The sequence below is a fragment of the Adhaeribacter arboris genome (assembly GCF_003023845.1).
Lineage (GTDB): Bacteria > Bacteroidota > Bacteroidia > Cytophagales > Hymenobacteraceae > Adhaeribacter > Adhaeribacter arboris.
This window is the reverse complement of sequence record NZ_PYFT01000001.1, coordinates 6,332,219-6,349,223: the sequence shown is the minus strand read 5'-3', so window position 1 is coordinate 6,349,223 and position 17,005 is coordinate 6,332,219. Positions and strand designations below refer to the sequence as shown.

At 43.6% G+C, this 17,005-nt stretch carries 12 protein-coding genes; 2 read left to right on the top strand and 10 right to left on the bottom strand.

Translation table 11 applies throughout. From position 1 onward, the window contains the following. Positions 1-8: 8 nt before the first annotated feature. The 4 genes from AHMF7605_RS25685 to AHMF7605_RS25670 form a co-directional block, all read right to left on the bottom strand. Positions 9-404 (bottom strand): hypothetical protein, encoded by a 396-nt coding sequence (locus tag AHMF7605_RS25685; protein ID WP_106932811.1) that lies wholly within the window; start codon positions 402-404, stop codon positions 9-11. Next, positions 388-3,132, bottom strand: coding sequence for a MobF family relaxase (gene mobF, locus AHMF7605_RS25680; protein ID WP_233219255.1), 2,745 nt, complete (start codon positions 3,130-3,132; stop codon positions 388-390). Before mobF ends, AHMF7605_RS25685 begins: the two co-directional genes overlap by 17 nt. A gap of 171 nt (positions 3,133-3,303) precedes the next feature. Then, a complete protein-coding gene (locus tag AHMF7605_RS25675; RefSeq protein WP_106931967.1) occupies positions 3,304-4,065 on the bottom strand; it encodes a hypothetical protein in 762 nt (253 codons plus the stop codon). Between the two features lie 40 nt (positions 4,066-4,105). Next, positions 4,106-5,614, bottom strand: a complete 1,509-nt coding sequence (locus AHMF7605_RS25670) for a type IV secretory system conjugative DNA transfer family protein (RefSeq protein WP_106932809.1) — start codon at positions 5,612-5,614, stop codon at positions 4,106-4,108. A gap of 168 nt (positions 5,615-5,782) precedes the next feature. Between AHMF7605_RS25670 and AHMF7605_RS25665 the strand changes: the two genes are divergently transcribed. Further along, positions 5,783-6,886 (top strand): hypothetical protein, encoded by a 1,104-nt coding sequence (locus AHMF7605_RS25665; RefSeq protein ID WP_106932808.1) that lies wholly within the window; start codon positions 5,783-5,785, stop codon positions 6,884-6,886. A 45-nt stretch (positions 6,887-6,931) separates the two neighbouring features. On the opposite strand, the gene AHMF7605_RS25660 is transcribed toward AHMF7605_RS25665, so the two are convergent. After that, entirely contained in the window at positions 6,932-7,582 is a 651-nt protein-coding gene (locus tag AHMF7605_RS25660; RefSeq protein ID WP_106932807.1) for a hypothetical protein, read from the bottom strand. Between the two features lie 80 nt (positions 7,583-7,662). Here AHMF7605_RS25660 and AHMF7605_RS25655 point away from each other — a divergent pair, with 80 nt between their 5' ends. Further along, entirely contained in the window at positions 7,663-8,295 is a 633-nt protein-coding gene (locus tag AHMF7605_RS25655; RefSeq protein ID WP_106932806.1) for a hypothetical protein, read from the top strand. Between the two features lie 87 nt (positions 8,296-8,382). Here the strand turns inward: AHMF7605_RS25655 and AHMF7605_RS25650 are convergent, their stop codons facing one another. The 5 genes from AHMF7605_RS25650 to AHMF7605_RS25630 form a co-directional block, all read right to left on the bottom strand. Continuing rightward, positions 8,383-10,410, bottom strand: coding sequence for a heavy metal translocating P-type ATPase (locus tag AHMF7605_RS25650; protein ID WP_233219254.1), 2,028 nt, complete (start codon positions 10,408-10,410; stop codon positions 8,383-8,385). Then, positions 10,411-10,767, bottom strand: a complete 357-nt coding sequence (locus AHMF7605_RS25645) for a DUF3703 domain-containing protein (RefSeq protein ID WP_233219253.1) — start codon at positions 10,765-10,767, stop codon at positions 10,411-10,413. It lies immediately after the preceding gene. Positions 10,768-10,846: 79 nt separating this feature from the next. Next, positions 10,847-11,263: a Fur family transcriptional regulator gene (locus AHMF7605_RS25640; RefSeq protein WP_106932804.1), complete on the bottom strand. Its 417-nt coding sequence runs from the start codon at positions 11,261-11,263 to the stop codon at positions 10,847-10,849. An 11-nt stretch (positions 11,264-11,274) separates the two neighbouring features. Continuing rightward, entirely contained in the window at positions 11,275-12,498 is a 1,224-nt protein-coding gene (locus tag AHMF7605_RS25635) for an efflux RND transporter periplasmic adaptor subunit (protein ID WP_106932803.1), read from the bottom strand. Positions 12,499-12,528: 30 nt separating this feature from the next. Beyond that, entirely contained in the window at positions 12,529-16,920 is a 4,392-nt protein-coding gene (locus AHMF7605_RS25630; protein WP_106932802.1) for a CusA/CzcA family heavy metal efflux RND transporter, read from the bottom strand. Positions 16,921-17,005: the final 85 nt, after the last annotated feature.

Below are 17,005 nucleotides of genomic sequence, written 5' to 3'. Positions count from 1 at the left end.
AAAATTTTTTAATCTGCTTTTTTCTCTACTAGCATATCCAACACTAGCGCTTCTTTCAAACTATCGTTCAAAGCATATCTAGCATCCACTGCCATAATCATCCGTGGCAAATGGTCAAGCAGTGCCATAAACAACGGCTGAAGGCCAAAGCCTTTCAAAGTAATCGTATGCGAAGAAAAACTAAGAGTAATTACGTTCTTATCATCATCTAGCTTAAACTCACCGGAGACCAAATAGGAATAACTTATAAATACCCGCCGACCATTCGGCCAAACCAGGCATAAATTACGCGCATTACCCGTAGACTCATAATAGTCCTTATTACTTGTGGTTGAGACTGCATCCGCTTTGGTAGGATCATTCTCCCGCAATTGATCGTAGCGAAGTTTAAATCCTTGGCTCATAGTCCCGGTCTTTTTGCAGTGAGGAAGGTTCTTTGTCTCTGGATTTACCTATTTGCGAAGAACCTCGATCTATATCTTCTCTTATTCGCTGGTGCGTTATATCCTTGGTTTGGCTCCGCTTGCCGACAAGTTCTAAGGCGGATTGCCGCTCTCCTATCTCCGAGGCATGTTCCAGCAATTGCTCTTTGTCATCTGTATAAATGCGGGCACGTTCCCGCCCACGCGAGACAGAGACATAAAACTGTTTCGCATCGGTAGCGGGAAAGGTTGCCGCCGGTTGTGAGATAAAGACCTCATCAACGGTTTTGCCTTGGGAAGCATGGGAAGTAATGCAGTGCGCATGCGCCAGATGCCCGTAATCTTGTTTTAGTTCATAAGTGCCTTTGCTGGCGTTGTTACGAAGGAGTAAGCTGCCATTCTTGCGGACAGATACCACTTCTAGCGTTTGCCCATTATTCAGCCGTTTCTTTTCTTCATCAAAGCCGTTGCGGGTTATACGGATCGTATCGCCCTTCGCTAAGGCGATTTCATCTTTGCGGTAAAGGTCATAGTCACTGCTTTTCTGCGTAGGCAAGGGGAGTACTTTTCCCTCATGGTTTTTAATGGTAATGCCTTTTTCTGAGCTGTTGTCTACCGTCCATATACTACCTCGCTTAATGCCAGGCGCGTTTTGATTGAACTGGACGACGTGACCTTTTTGAAGATTTCGCCAATCACTTTTTTGCGCTTCTGTCAGGTTAATATTGGCAAGGCGGGTAGCTGAAATTTCTTTTTTGCCGATTATTCCGCTTGCCTTAAGTTTTTGGCGAATGTCTTTCGTGACTTGGTCGCCTTGCTCATGCGTCGGGGAAACCACCAAAGCCGATTTGCCTTTTTTAACTGCTTCCACGTAATCATCCACTAAGGCTTTATTGGGCTTTAACGGATCAATGCTTTGGATTGAGCCGATACTATCGAGTTTCTCGAAAGCGTCCTTTACTTCTCCTTTGGATAAATTTTGCACGGCAGCGCGGTAGTGTTCGTTTCTTTGCCGGTAAATTTTGCTTACCTCAGCCGTTTTGATCCCGCCAACTGTATTCAAAATGCGCAGGGCGTCGCCTCTAACCACACTGGCATGTTGCCGGGTATCTCCTCCTAAAATGAGCCGGGCATTTTGCTTAGTAGCCAAATCGAGCAGTGCCTTCATATCTTTCGTGCCCAGCAGCCCGGCTTCGTCTACCCAAAGAACTTGATTCTTTAATTGTTGCTGTAACTTTTCGTCGGTCAGTAACTTGGCAACGGTTTCCGCTTTGCTGAATCCTTCTTCCCGTAATACGCCGCGAGAAGCTTGCGCGGTAGGAGCTACAACGGTTACTTGCTTCCCGACCTTCTCCATGTGGGCAACGGCTTCTTTCATCAAGGTGGTTTTGCCCGTACCGGCAGCACCGCGGATGATCGAAACCCGGTGGGGGGTGGTAAGCACATGCTGAACAGCAGCGGCTTGCTGACCGTCCAGTTGCAGTTTAGGCGTATTGGTATAAAGAGGCTTGAGTTTACCTTGTCCTAGCCGGGCTAAATCAACCATTTCCTTTTCTTCGGATAAAACTTGGCGGGTAGTGCAAAATGTTCGTGACTTTTCCTTTACCTGAATAATGCGGTCATCTGCGTGAAAGCGTTCGGTAATGGCCTCAAGGGAAATTGTGGTGTTGCCTAAACTATGACGATAGGCGGTTTCCAGTAAACGGCGATCCGGCAGAACAGAAGCTCGCTCAAAGCCGTGCAATAAAGCATGATCAACGCATTGAGAAGGAGAAAGCGCAACTTTCTCTTTTCCCGGGGCAAAACGGATAATGCGCTCACCTTCGCCTTGCTCATTCGGAACTAGTTCTTTGATTTGCCGCCGCCATTCGGCTTTTAGCTCGGTCATGCTCCTACCCTTTTGCTTTTTTGCACGGGTACGGGCGCCTAATTCACTAAGCTCTTTGGCATCGGTAATACCTTTCTCCTTGGCAATGCGCCCGATTTCATCCGTTCGCTTGGAAAAAAGATCAATGGCTTTCTGAGGGACGCCTTCCACTTCAAATGATTTTTCAGTGCGGCGTACCTGGTAGCCTAATTTGATTAAACGGTCGGAAAGTTGCTTGTGAAAACGAGCTTGGTAATAAGGCATGTCGCGTTTAATATCGCGAAATTGTCCGGCTTTGATTTGCTTTTCCTGCTCATCCCAAGTGGCGTTGAAAACAAAACAATGAGCATGTAAATGGGGATCGGGGACAGAACCATCGACAGGCCGAGCGGTTTGATGAACGAACTCTGCCCACATTAATTCACCGGTGTTCCGATCATCGTACTTGCCTTCTTTCCGTACCCGCGTTTTACTATCCTGTTCCATGTCGCGCATCGTTGCCTGGACACTTTCTTCAAACGCTTTTAATAAATGATCGTCCTTGGAAAGGGCGTGTATAATGGAGACTGATTTTGGGCAATGAAAATTTATATCGTAGCCAATCGTGCGCTCTTCCTTGGTGCGGGGTGTAATCGGCTCTCCGGTGTTTGAGTTTACATTCTCACAAAGCGCAAAGAAAGATTCCTTAGTGGCCGAGCCGGAAAGATTTAAGCGCTCTGCTAATCGGCCATGCATGCTACCTTGGAGTTCCTGATCGTCCAGATAGTAATCTGAACGGGAGAGGGCATCAGAAAAATACGCCTTGGCGTGACCGGCTGAGTTGCTTTGAATCATACGAATCATAGCTGAAATATTACAGGCGTTTACAAGGTAATGGCGGCTGTTTGTGCTCTCGTTACTGTTAGTGCATAAGGGATAAACCGGTAGGAAAAAGGAAGCAGTGCAAAGGGATCAGATAGGCTGGTTAAAGAAAAATCATCAGACTTCTTCCCTAAGCACTGCTTAGGACAATTACTAGCGGGCTTCTACTAGATCGTCTTCTTCTATAAAGGCCTTGGCAAGCTGCCGCCGTGTTCCTGGATCGGCAGGTTTGTGACCGTAAAAATGAACTCCGCGCGTTTGACTGGCATCAAGCTCATCGACAAAGGCAGAAACCAACTCCTCATTACAAATCATCTCATCTATCTTATCCATTATAAAGTCGTCGCCTTTATGGTAAGCAGCTATGTAACTTAGAGAGTACACGATACTAGATGTTATTAGCAACATACCGACCCGTTGATCCATCCATAAGAGAAGCAAGCCAATTAAAAAGAAAGGGGCGGGTTCCAATATTATTTCAATGCCCCGTTTATCAACGGGTTTGCCGCCGATGCGTATCGCATAAAAGATCGGATGAATTCTGCCGGCAGAGAGACTATAGCGGGCAAAGTCAAAAACGGAAGGTAGACGGATAACTTCCTGCCAACGAAAAAAACAGCCAGCGGCATATGCGGCTAAAAATAAGTACCAGCTTACATTATCTTTTATAATCTCAGGTAACGTATCTCCATACGAGCCAAACATACCACCCATGGCGTAAGGGAAGAAAAAGAATACAACAAATACAAAGCTCGCTACAAAAGGAGAGAAATATCTCTCGCCCATATTTTTCCGGAGAAACACTTCCAGCAAAAGGCGTGGCATGGAGGCCACGGAGAGGAAAAAATCCAGCAGCAATTCTTTAATGTAGTTCCTGCGCCGGAAGACTTGACGGTAATACAGATTTTTTTTCATAAGTGATAAAAGGTTAAAGTGAAACAAATGGTTTAAATAATTAAGGTTGATAATTTTGGTTAAAAGCCATTTTTGTATGGTTGAGACCTTTGCGGATGGTATCGCCTTGCTGGTGGAAATAACCTTCCACGCGGTAGTTGTTTTTAGAACCACCCGTTTTAAGGCGAATAAATTCTTCGGGTCGCACCAATTTTTCTAGCCTAAGCGATTGGGTTCTACTTTGAGAGAAATTCTCCCCTACGTTAACCGTACCCGACTGATCTTCAAAGAAAGCCTCTCCAATGAGTTCCGAGGCATAACGGTTTGTTTCTATATCCGCGTTAGCATGAAAAATCTTGGTGCCCAAAGTGCCCAAAAAGCTTTTTACCCGGTAATCGGCCTTATGGCCGCCCATGTTGGCATAGTAATTTGGCAAGTTCTGCGATATATAGACAGTGGCAATGCGGCTGCTTCTAGCTGTAGCTTGATAATCCGCGTCATGCTCATGCAAAAAGTTCTGCGCTTCATCTGCCCACAAAAACATGGGACGCGAATTCTGAACCACGTTGCGTTTTTCCATCGCCCTTTGCCAGATGTATTTGAAGAGGATCTGACAATCCCGTCCTACCTTGTGGTAAAGCTTTACCGGTAGATTAACCAAGATAATCTTACCTTTCAGACTATCCTCCGGCGTGACGGTGGAGCTGTTCCGGCAAAACAGGGAATAAATCGGCTCACGTAGTAATCGGAACAGGAAACCCGAAAATGTAAAATCAATGATCGACCGTGTTTTATCACTTAAGGATATAAAGTTGTCTACAAAGAACTGATCTAAAAACTTGAACAGCCGTGCATCCGGGAGCGCTTCTAGCATGGCCGCTTCGTAAACGGCCTCATCCTCGAAATCTAGTTTTTCAATCTCAGGAAGATCTAATGTCCAAGCATCAACTTGTGACATCACTTTCTTCCGTGCCTCCTCAAAGGCTTGGTGAAAAGGCTTAGCATCCTCCGGTGAGTTGATTTTTAATCCCTCTTTATTTTTCGGTATTGTTTGGACAATGTCGAACATTAGCTGCACCGACACTGTGCCATAAGCCAACTTACACAGATCAATAACATTAAAGATGAGCATGTCCAAGGCGGTTTCCCAAAAAGCATCGTCGCTTTTTCCTTCCCCTTTTTCTTCACCGGCTCGTATAACAGTCTTGAGAACTTCAACAATGTTTTCGGTAATAGCTTCACTGCCATCCGCTTGAGTAGATTCATATTCAAGAAAATTGAAGCTATGAGCACCGCCTGGTTCAAGAATAATCAGATCGTTTTCACGATTGATAATTCGGCAGTATTCCTGCCAAGCTTGTTTTTCATCCGGCTTTACAGTGAGCACTAGGCCGCCAAAACCGGCAGCTAGATATTTCAAGGCTAACATGCGGCCTGAACCGGAAGTTTTACCGGAACCAATGCCACCGAAGATTTGTGTTCCTTCTACGGCATGACGTATCGTCCAATAGCTTCGCTTCGTTCCCGAAGCAAGCTCTATAATCGGCATCTCTAAATCAAACGAGTTCATAAAACAGCTATTTGCGTTGTGTGATACAAAGGAGCAAACAACTGATCGTGAGTGCAATAGACAACGATTATATTGCCATTAAAGCGATTTCCATTAGATTTACACAATTTCCACGTCAATTTGGAAATCAGGAAATTTGGAAAAAAGATAATCTAAACTTTACAAACTATGGAGTTGCTGGTTTCTGTAGCATTAAAGCTGTATGATCAAGTAAAAGCTAAATTTGAAAAGGATATCAAACAAAGGGCTAGCAAACTATCGAACAATAAACTACCGGATACAGAAGAAGCCATTTGGAACTTTCCTAATAACAGTCAATCTCTTTTTAGAGAATTAATCGGGGATTTTGAACCGCTGTATTTAAGGAATAAAGCCAAATATAAAACGGAGAGGCGTTACAAAAAATCAGGCGAAGCGTTGTTAAACTTCAGCAGACCAGATAAATTAACCGCTTTCCTTATTTATCTAGATTATCAAGGAGAAGACCTTAAAGATAAATTAAATGCATTTTTGGAAACGGTAGATTCCAAAGAACGATTGTTTCACCATACCCACCTGAACCAATCTCGTCCTACAATAAAAGCAGAGAAACCTCGGGAAGATGTTGAATTTTATCTCGAACAAACTGCCAAATTACTCTCTAAACGCTATACGCCCCGGCTATTAGGGAAGAGATTTTGGCTGTATTTTTATGGTTACGATAAATTCATTTATGGTAACGATGAGTTGCCAAATGCAGCAGAAGACAAATGGGCACTGGTAAAGGTCGTATTCGCCTTTACGGATATGTCCGGTTTTGATCTGAAAGTGACACTAACGAACACAGGCGGGATTGAGCATTACAACTATATCGGTAAAACAGATTTTTTAACTTCTTCAGAGCAAGTACTTGTTATTAATTGCCGCACCGAACCGGATTTAACCAGACAACTGAATATCAAACTACATATTGGTACGGGTAACGGAGATATAGTAATCGGGCAATATTTAAACTACGAAACAGAAGGCAGAATAATTAGCGGAAGCCTACTATTGCAAAAGATTCCAGATGACGAAACGGACATACAGCCTAAGATTCACCGGGTTCCAAATTTACCGCCGGGTATAAAATTTTATACAGAGGATTTTGAAGGTGTAGATAAAAATATTTTGCAATACCTCCACGACGAAAGGCTGAATTATAGGCGTACATCTATCAAAGCCGGTCATACTTTAAGAAGCCTTGAAAAATGGCTTAAAGAGTATGAAAAAATTCATCGAGAAAGTATTTAATGATATAGGTTGGATGCAACAATTCGGTTAATGCCTATTACTATACTACTTTATAATGGCAGGCTCGAAACCGTAAAGAGGCGAGGCGTCGGCAATATCCTTACCGTATTCCAGTAACGCTTCGCGGTATTTAATCACAGTGATAACTTTAAAATCAACCGGCGTTATGTAAGAGGGTAGCTGAAATGTATCTTTAGCCATAACCTTGCGCATCCAGATTTCCGCCAAAACCGAATGTTCTAACTTCGGTTCATATTTTAGAAAGGAGAAAATCCTAGCTTTTACATCGGCCTCGTAATGACTCAAATAAGTTTTATATTGTTCGTAAACGTATGGCTCATAAGTAAGGCAGGCATTTTCAGTCATTTGAAAATTACGTATCAACTTGACGTGCTCTTCCGCTTGTTTGGTAAAGGCCTCGTCGCTTAGCATGCCTCGCTCGTGGCTTTGAATAAGACCACGCAAGTATGGTTCGTATCCCAGCACAATGCAATCATGTGGAAGATAGCCTAAGAGGCGCTCAATTAAGTCCCTTCCTTTAACCGTATATTCAGGCAGCGTAGTTGCCGCGTCAGCCATATCTTGCCATTTAATAGTATAACGGCGGCCTTCAGCCAAAGCGAACGCATATGCTTCCTCGAATTGCTCCACATCACCGTTATATACTTCATCAATTGTTTTTTGTCGCCAATCCACTTTTGTGAGCTTCCTCTAGGTATCAATAACTTTGTTTCGTATATTATCATAATTATATTCAAAATTAAATAAAAAAGGAGATGCCAAATAACGACGAAAAAGATAGTTTGTTTCCACCTGAATATGCCCATTTAGATAAGATGGTGCGCGAGGCGCAAGAGCAGATCCGGCTGATAGATGAACAAATAAAAAATGTACCAAGTGATCGGGGAACGGCACCTCAATATAATCCGCCGGGATTTTTGCGATCTAGACAAATGGGCAGCCGTGATCAAAGGATAAACGATCTAGAAAAGCAGAAAGGTCAAGTAAGAGCTGAGGTTATGGATAAGGTTGAAAAAGAGACAATTAACGCAGATCCCAAGACAGCAAATACAGTGCGCGATAAGGCTCTTGCAGAAATGTACTCCAACCCATTTGAAGGTAAGAGTGCGGCAGAAATCAAAGCCGCAAGAGGAGAAATAAAAGATTTAGAAACCGCGCAAAACTTTGCTGCAACGCTACATAAAGGGGATTTTAGGATTAATCAACCTGATAGAGATGTGGCTGAGCCTACAAATGCACCAACAAACAACGAAGATAAGAAGAGCTCTCCTGGATCAAATCGTTTTTCAGAATCGTTGAGCTACACAAAGGCAATAGAAAAAAATGATACTGCTCCTGATAAATCACCAAACTTAGAAAAAGGCAAAGAGGAAATTGATAAGGATTGAATTTCTTTATTTCTGCTTGAATTTTTACCTGTACGAGGCCGCCTTTAACACCATGCATGCTAAAGGCGGCGCACTTACTTAACAGGCTTAGAACTTCATCCGCTGAATTCGGATAGCGTTCAAGATAGCGAGAAAAGCTACCCCTACATCGGCAAATACGGCTTCCCACATGGAGGCCACACCAAATGCTCCTAAAGCTAGTACAATTGCCTTTACGCCGAATGCCAGGCTAATATTTTGCCATACTACCCAATTGGTACTTTTACCGATCTTGATAGCTGTGCCGATCTTGGAAGGTTGGTCATTCTGGATTATGACGTCAGCAGTTTCTATGGCGGCATCGGAACCTAAACCACCCATTGCCAAACCTACGTCTGCTAGCGAGAGCACGGGAGCATCGTTGATGCCATCACCTACAAAAGCTACCGTTTTCCCTTTCTGCTTTAAAGCTTCGACCTTGTTGACTTTGTCTTCCGGCAACAGGCCTCCAAAAGCTTGATCAATTTGTAAAGACTTTGCCACTTTCTGAACAATAGAGTCTTTATCGCCCGACAACATAACTATGGATTGGATGCCTAGCTGATGTAATTGTTGCACAGCCGCCTTTGCGTCTTCTTTGATCTTATCGGCAATTGTAATATATCCGGCGTAATTGCCATTTATTGCAACCAACACGATAGTTTCAACTATCGAGTCGATTTCAGCCGGATAGGAAACTTGAAATTTCTTCAAAAGTTTGCCGTTTCCAGCGAGCAGCAATTTATCGTCGACCATTCCTTTTAAGCCGTGCCCGGAGACTTCTTCTACATTGGCAACATTTTTTTGTTTGTAGCTGTTACCGGCATAGGCTACAACTGCCAGGGCAATTGGATGCGTGGACTTACTCTCTAAAGCCGCTGTTAGCGCGAGAAATTCCGTTTGCTCCAATCCAGTCACTTTAATTTCTTGAACCTCAAAAACACCTTCGGTTAATGTGCCAGTTTTATCCATTACGACTGTGTCTATCTTGGTCATTAAATCTAAATAATTAGATCCTTTAAACAGGATGCCGTTCTTGGATGCCGCGCCAATACCGCCGAAATATCCTAAAGGAATGGAAATAACCAACGCACACGGACAAGAAATGACTAAAAATATCAAAGCACGGTAAAGCCATTCGTTGAAAACGTAATTATCTACCAAAAAATAAGGCGCAATAGTCAAGGCTATCGCTAAGAAAACAACCACTGGCGTATAGATTTTGGCGAAACGAGTAATAAATTGCTGAGTCTTCGCTTTTCGGCTACTGGCTTGTTCTACCAATTGTAAGATTTTTGATAGCGCACTGTCCTCGTAGGCCGAAGTCACCTTCAATTGAATGACCTGATCTAGGTTAATCATGCCTGCCAACACTTTTTCGCCCTTTAATTTAGTATCTGGTTTGGATTCGCCTGTTAGAGCAGCAGTGTTAAAAGAAGACCGTTCTACTAAAAGATCGCCATCTAAAGCGACTTTTTCACCAGGCTTTACTTGGATTATATCGCCGATTTTAACGTGCTGCGGGCTAATAGAGGTTATCTGACCATTTCGCACCAGATCAATGATTTCTGGCCGATTATCAATTAAAGCTTTAATTGATCTGCGGGAACGCATTACCGCTAATTCCTGGAAATGTTCTCCAATGACATAGAACAGCATCACAGTTACCCCTTCGGCATATTCTCCAATGTAAAAAGCGCCGAGGGTGGCAATGCCCATTAACAGGAACTCGTTAAAGACGCTGCCGTTGGCGATATTTTTAGCGGCATGCAGTAATACTTTGCCCCCTACCAGGAAGTAGGCAATACTATAGGCAGCCAACCGGACATACCCGTTAAACCAATCTACCTTAAAATAATCTAATAAGATTCCGGCTACTAAAATAACCAGACTTATGATTGTAGGCAGATAGGACGTTTTTTCATTTTCTTCGTTCTGTCCCGCCCTTGCAGCAGGCGTCGCCGGTTTGACGTCGCAACAGCCATCTTCATTCGTTTTTGTGGGGCTTGGATGTTCCGCTGTGCGGGGTGAGGTAATCTCCATTGGCTTTAATGGTGCGCTAGGATTTATATTTTCGTTCATTCTTTTTTCCTCCATTTATAATTTTGCATGTGCCTGCCGGATAATTGCCTGCAAGTCTTTCGGAATCGGCATTGGTCTCCATGCGGGAACATTTGCTCGGCCTGTATTACCAACTGGAATCGTGCCTGCCCATGATTTTATTCCACCGACTAATAATCGGGGTATTTGTCCCAAAATCTCTTTTATATTACGATTGGCAATCCCGAATGCTAACATTTTTGCGTGTATCGCTGTATGCTCAATCGAATAAGGTTGACCTATAATATGAGCGCGTTCTAAATGCCGCCAGGCTTCTAAAGTGCATCCTGCGATAAAGCAACTTTTGTAGTCTTCTATCTCCTTTTGATAAAATGGTTGGAGGGATTTTGGCATAGTCCAATTAAATTTCATGGCTTATCATTCTATAACAGGACAAAGATATTGGAGAACCTCCTGCAACTGCATTGCAATGTTAAGGGCGACATGTTGCACAAACCCCTTTGACAATTAAGCTTATTTCTTGCGTTTGAAATTTCTCCGGTAAGGAAATTTCCGGGATATGCGATCTAGGTAAGCAAAATGTCTCCCGACATTGGGTACAATAAAAATGCACATGTAGGTCGTGATGCTCTTGCGTCGAACAGTCTTCCGGACAAAGGGCATATTTTACCGATCCGCTGCCATCCTCAATGCGATGCACTAATCCTTTTTCCTCAAAAGTTTTTAGCGTGCGGTAAAGAGTAACCCGGTCGGAACGCAAGAAATAAGTTTCCAGGTTGTTTAAAGAAACTGCCGCCGTTTGCTGCAATAGGTAATCTAACACTAGTAAGCGCATTGCCGTTGGACGGATTCCTTTTCTTTGCAATGTTTTATCTAAATCTTGTAACATAATTGTCGAAATTAATGTCCGTGGCCTTCACCTTCTTCTTCCGTATTTTTGATTTTGGCTAATAAAGAATAAGCCCCTTTTACCGCGATTAGATTGTTTGTATCGACCGGCTCTATAATCTCTGTAAATCCGCTTTCTGTAACGCCTTTGCGGATTTCCACCATTTCAAAATCACGGATTTCCTTACTTGCTTCTTCACGCGTCCCCTTAAACACAAAAACATAATCCTTGCCTTCTGACTGCACCACCGCCTCTTGCGGCAATGCAGGGACAGTATTGTTATTCAATTCAATAAAAGCTTTCACGTACATACCGGGGATCAATTGCGTTTCTTCCTTATCCAAATGGGCATGTACGCGGACAGTCCGTTCCGGGCTGATTTCCCGGCCTATTAGGTGTAATGTAGCCGTTCGCTCCGCGCCTGATTCATTGGGCAGGGTAAAGCGGATTTTCTGACCTACCTTTAACTTGGTAATATCTTTTTCGAATACCGTTAATTCGACGTGCAGGTGTTCGGTATCGACTATTTTAAACATTACATCGGTAGGCGTTACATAGCTTCCCCGATTGGTATTTACCACGGTTACATAACCATTGATGGGAGAAAATATAGGCAGAGTACGGGTGATATTACCAGGTTGTACCTGATTAGAAGAAATCCCAATGTGCGCTAATTGCTGCTTGAGGCCGTTCACCCGGCTTTGCATGGCTTTATACTGCGCCGTTATTTGTTGAAAATTCTTAAGAGGACTAACTTGCTCTGCGGCCAGTTCCTTTTGGCGCTGGTATTCTAGGGTTAGATACTCCAGTTGACTTCGGCTTTCCAGATAATCTTGTTGAATAGTGATGAATTCTGGATTTTCAATCCTTGCAATTAACTGGCCTTTTTTAACCCGCATCCCTTGGAGAAGATTAGTACCTTGTACAAAACCGCCCAAAGGCGCACTTACCGATACCAGGTTTTGCGGGGGAACATCTAATAGGCCATTTACTGCGATAATGTTACTTAAATTTTTAGGCGTTATCTTTCCTAATTCAATTTTTCCAATAAGGAATTGTTCGGGAGTAAGCGCAACAATAGTTTCGCTTTCTTCATGTCCGGCTTCTTCATGTGCCGTTTCTTTTGCAGTGTGTTCAACACCCGCAGTTTCTTGTTGCTTCTCCTCGGTAACTTTATCGTTACAGGAAGAGATCAAGAATAGACTCAAAAGAATGATATATATTTTAGATTTCATTTTCTTAACTTCTTAAATAAGAGGGTTTGCTTACTGACCTGAGATGAACTCCAAGGCAATGGCCGCAGTATTGAACTGGTGCAAGGCTTCTAAATGATTGGCTTTGATAGTCAAAGCCCGATTAAGGCTTTGCACATATTCCAGATAGTCGATCACACCATTTTGAAAACCTTTTTCTGCATGTTTAATAATCAAATCGGCGAGCGGCAAACCGGTTTTCTCATAGTAATCGAGATTCGTTTCCTGCTTTCGCAATCGTTGTATGGCTAATTTAAGCTGCGTTGTTTGCTGCGTTTGTTGAAAGCGATAAGTAGCGTCAGCTAACTTTTCTTGATATTGGGCAGCTTTGATACGGGCAGAATGGGCGCCATACCATAGCGGAACGGAAATACCTACCTGAACACCGTTAAATCGATCATCCCCCGTAAAATTGCGATCTACGCCGTTTACATTTTGCAGTCCGATTATGGATTGATTGAAATAGCCGATAGTAAAATCCGGCAGTGTTCGGGCGCGTTCTAACTTAGTTTGTATTTTAGCTGTTTCCTTTTGCTGCTCATAAATGGCAAGTTGTGGCCTCTCAGGGAGAATAGCGGTATCGGGCACGGTAACGGGCAGGCGAGCAAAAGGGGTGGGAACAATACTAACTGGAGCCTGGCTGCCTATTAAAGTCTGCAACTGGGTTTTATACAGCTCTTGTTCAGCCTGTGTCTGCTCAATAGAATTCTTTACTTCAACTTGTTGCGCTTGAGCGGTCGCATTTTCAAGCAAATTCGTTTCGCCAGTACGCAGCCGGCTATTGCTAGCCTTGGCAAAATTACTATAAAGGCTATCTTGATGCTCTAAGAGTTGTAATTTCGCTTCTAGATAAATTAAGCTTTGGTAAACGTTTTTTACCTCTTGCACGATCTCACGCTGCAAAATAGATCGGTTTAACTCACTGCCTCTAATATTAGCTTTTGCCAAACGCGATTGGTTGGTATAAACGGTAGGGAAGGCGAAGGATTGCGTTACCGTGAAATTATTATCCTTATTTACAGAGTTTATCTGACCATAAACAGTCTCGATATTCGTTTTCCCAATATCAACCGCCGCTCCTTGCAAGGTTTTATTAGCGGAGACTTGAAAATTTGCCGCTTCAAGGCTTATATTTTTGGACAAAGCCAGATCAATAGCTTGCGGTAATGTCAAAGGCTGCGGTTCTTGTGCATGGGCTAGTCCCGGCAGAAATATTCCGATTCCGGCAAGCAATACTAAAATAAACGCCTTGCCTAATGGGACAACAACGCGCTGTTTCACCCCGGTTTGTTTCTCCATAAATTGCTCCAGTAAGATATAAAGGATAGGAAGTACTACTAAGGTGAGCAAAGTAGCTGATACCAAGCCACCAATAACCACGGTAGCCAATGGTTTTTGAACTTCGGCTCCCGCCGTATTAGACAAGGCCATTGGTAGAAAACCTAATGAAGCTACCAGAGCGGTCATGATAACCGGTCGTAAGCGCACTTCAGTGCCTTTCAAGACCCGTTCCGTTATATCGGCGATACCTTCCGCTTTTAGCTGATTGAAGTAACTAATAAGTACAATGCCGTTTAAGACGGCCACGCCGAATAAGGCAATGAAGCCTACACCAGCAGAGATGCTAAAGGGCATGTCCCGCATCCATAACGCCACCACGCCGCCAATAGCCGAAAGTGGTATTGCCGTGAAAATCAATAGACTTTGGGCAATGGATCGGAAAGTAAAAAAGAGTAATAAGAATATTAAGAGTAAGGCTACCGGCACGGCAACTGTCAGGCGCATTTTGGCTTTTTCTAAATTCTCAAATTGACCGCCATAGGTCACATAGTAGCCGGGTGGAAATTTTAGTTGTGTATTTATTTTTGCTTGTAACTCTTCCACAATGCTTTCAATATCACGTCCCCTGACGTTGAAACCAATGGTAATGCGGCGCTTGGCATCGTCTCGCTGAATTTGGCTTGCGCCCGTTTTAAAGCCTATTTGGGCGACTTGTTCTAAAGGCACCTGATCTCCGTGCGGTGTAGTGACGTATAAACCTTGCACATCTTCCAGGCTTTGACGGTTAGAAGACGCTAACCTTACTACCATCTCAAAACGTTTTTCTCCTTCGTATATAACCCCAGCGGACTGCCCGGCAAAGCCGGTTTGAATGGCTTGGTTGACGTCTTCGATATTGAGGCCAAATTGTGCAATTTTGTCCCTATCAAACGTAATCACGATCTGAGGTAAGCCGGTAATTTGCTCGACATATAGATCCTGAGCACCCTTTACCGTTTTGACAATCCTGCCTACTTTTCCGGCTTGTTCACTTAACACCCCTAGATCTTCGCCATATACTTTAATGACCACATCTTGGCGGGCACCACTCATTAATTCATTAAACCGCATCTGTATTGGTTGTTGGAAACCGAAGGTAACCCCTGGTATTGCCTCCAATGCTTCAGCCATTTCATTTGCTAAATCCTCTGAGTTATCCGCCTTCACCCAATTTTCTTTGTCCTTAAGGATAATCATTAAGTCTATGGCTTCCACCGGCATGGGATCAGTTGGAATCTCGCCGGAACCGATTTTCCCGACGACTTCTTTTACTTCGTCTGGAAATTTCTTTAAAAGAATATCCGCTGCTTGCGTAGAAGCTTCAATGGTTTGTGAAATGGAGCTACCGCTCAATACTCTCGTTTCCACGGCAAAATCACCTTCTGATAAGGAGGGGATAAACTCCCCGCCCATGCGCAGGAATAAAAACAAGCTGCCTAAAAAGAAAAGAAGTGCCGTAATTAAAACAATCGATTTGTGCCGTAAAGCCAGCACAATTAAGGGGGCATACAAACGATGAAAGAAACCCATAATCCGATCCGCTATTGTTTTACGATACTCTTTTTTCTTGCTTAGAAAGAGTGCGGAAACCATAGGGACATAGGTTAGCGAAAGAATAAAAGCTCCTACAATCGCAAAAGCAACTGTTTGCGCCATTGGCCGAAACATCTTACCTTCTATTCCAACCAAGGCTAAAATGGGTAAATAGACAATGAGGATAATGATTTCCCCAAAGGCTGCGGAATTGCGTATTTTAGAGGCTGACTGGTAGACTTCTTCATCCATTTCCCCTTGGGTTAATGGTCTGAGAAGGGTTCGGGCACCTAAATGATGCAACGTCGCTTCTACAATAATTACCGCTCCGTCGACAATTAAACCAAAATCAATTGCCCCCAAACTCATCAAGTTGCCTGACACCCCGAAAACATTCATGAGTGAAATGGCAAAAAGCATGGATAGGGGAATGACTGAGGCCACGATTAAGCCCGCTCTTAGGTTACCTAAGAGTAAGACCAATACGAAAATGACAATAAGGGCACCTTCCGCCAAGTTACGCGTAACCGTGCCAATAGCATTATTTACCAGTTTAGAACGGTCGAGAAATGGTTCAATAACGACGCCTTCCGGCAAAGTCTTTTCTATCGTTGCAACCTTTTCCTTGACTGCTTTTATCACTTGGGAAGCATTCGCTCCTTTGAGCATTAACACCAGGCCACCGACCACTTCACCTTCGGCGTTCCGAGTCATGGCACCGTAGCGGACAGCGCTGCCAAACTGAACTGTAGCCACATCTCTAATGAGTACTGGCACACCGTTTTCATTGGATTTAACGACAATCTTTTGGATATCATCAATGCTGCTAGCCAAGCCCTCACTGCGGATAAAATAGGCGTTCGGCTTTCTATCAATATAAGCGCCGCCTGTATTCTGATTGTTTTTTTCTAAGGCGGTAAAAATGTCACTGATACTGATATTGATGCTGCGGAGTCTTTCCGGGTCGATAGCAATTTCATATTGCTTCACGTGACCGCCAAAACTGCTTACATCTGCTACGCCGGGTGTACCAAGTAATTGCTGACGTACAATCCAATCTTGGATCGTTCGCAAATCTGTATCTGAATATTTTTTTGAATAGCCTTTTTTGGTATGAAGAACATACTGGTATATTTCTCCCAAGCCGGTTGAAACCGGGGCTAATTCCGGTGAGCCAACACCCGCTGGAATTTGGTTCTCGGCTTCCCTCAGCCGTTCGGAAACTTGTTGCCGCGCCCAATAAATATCAACTTTGTCTTTGAAGACGATGGTAACGACGGAAAGCCCAAAACGGGAGAAGGATCGGATTTCTTCGATATCCGGAATGGTAGCCATAGTCACTTCTACCGGAAAAGAAATAAGGCGCTCTACCTCTTGAGCAGCGAGGGAAGGGCTTTGCGTAATAACCTGTACCTGGTTATTGGTAATATCCGGCACTGCATCTATGGTCAGTTGCGTCACCGAATAGCTTCCCCACAAGATAAGGGCAAGCGTGAATAAGCCAATAATAAGCTTATTATGAATGGAAAAATGAATAATGCGATCAAGCATCTTAAACTCTTTAAGTCAAACATTTGAATTACCTTACCTGCCTAAACCTTAATCGCTAATAACTTACGATCTGGTTAGAACGCGC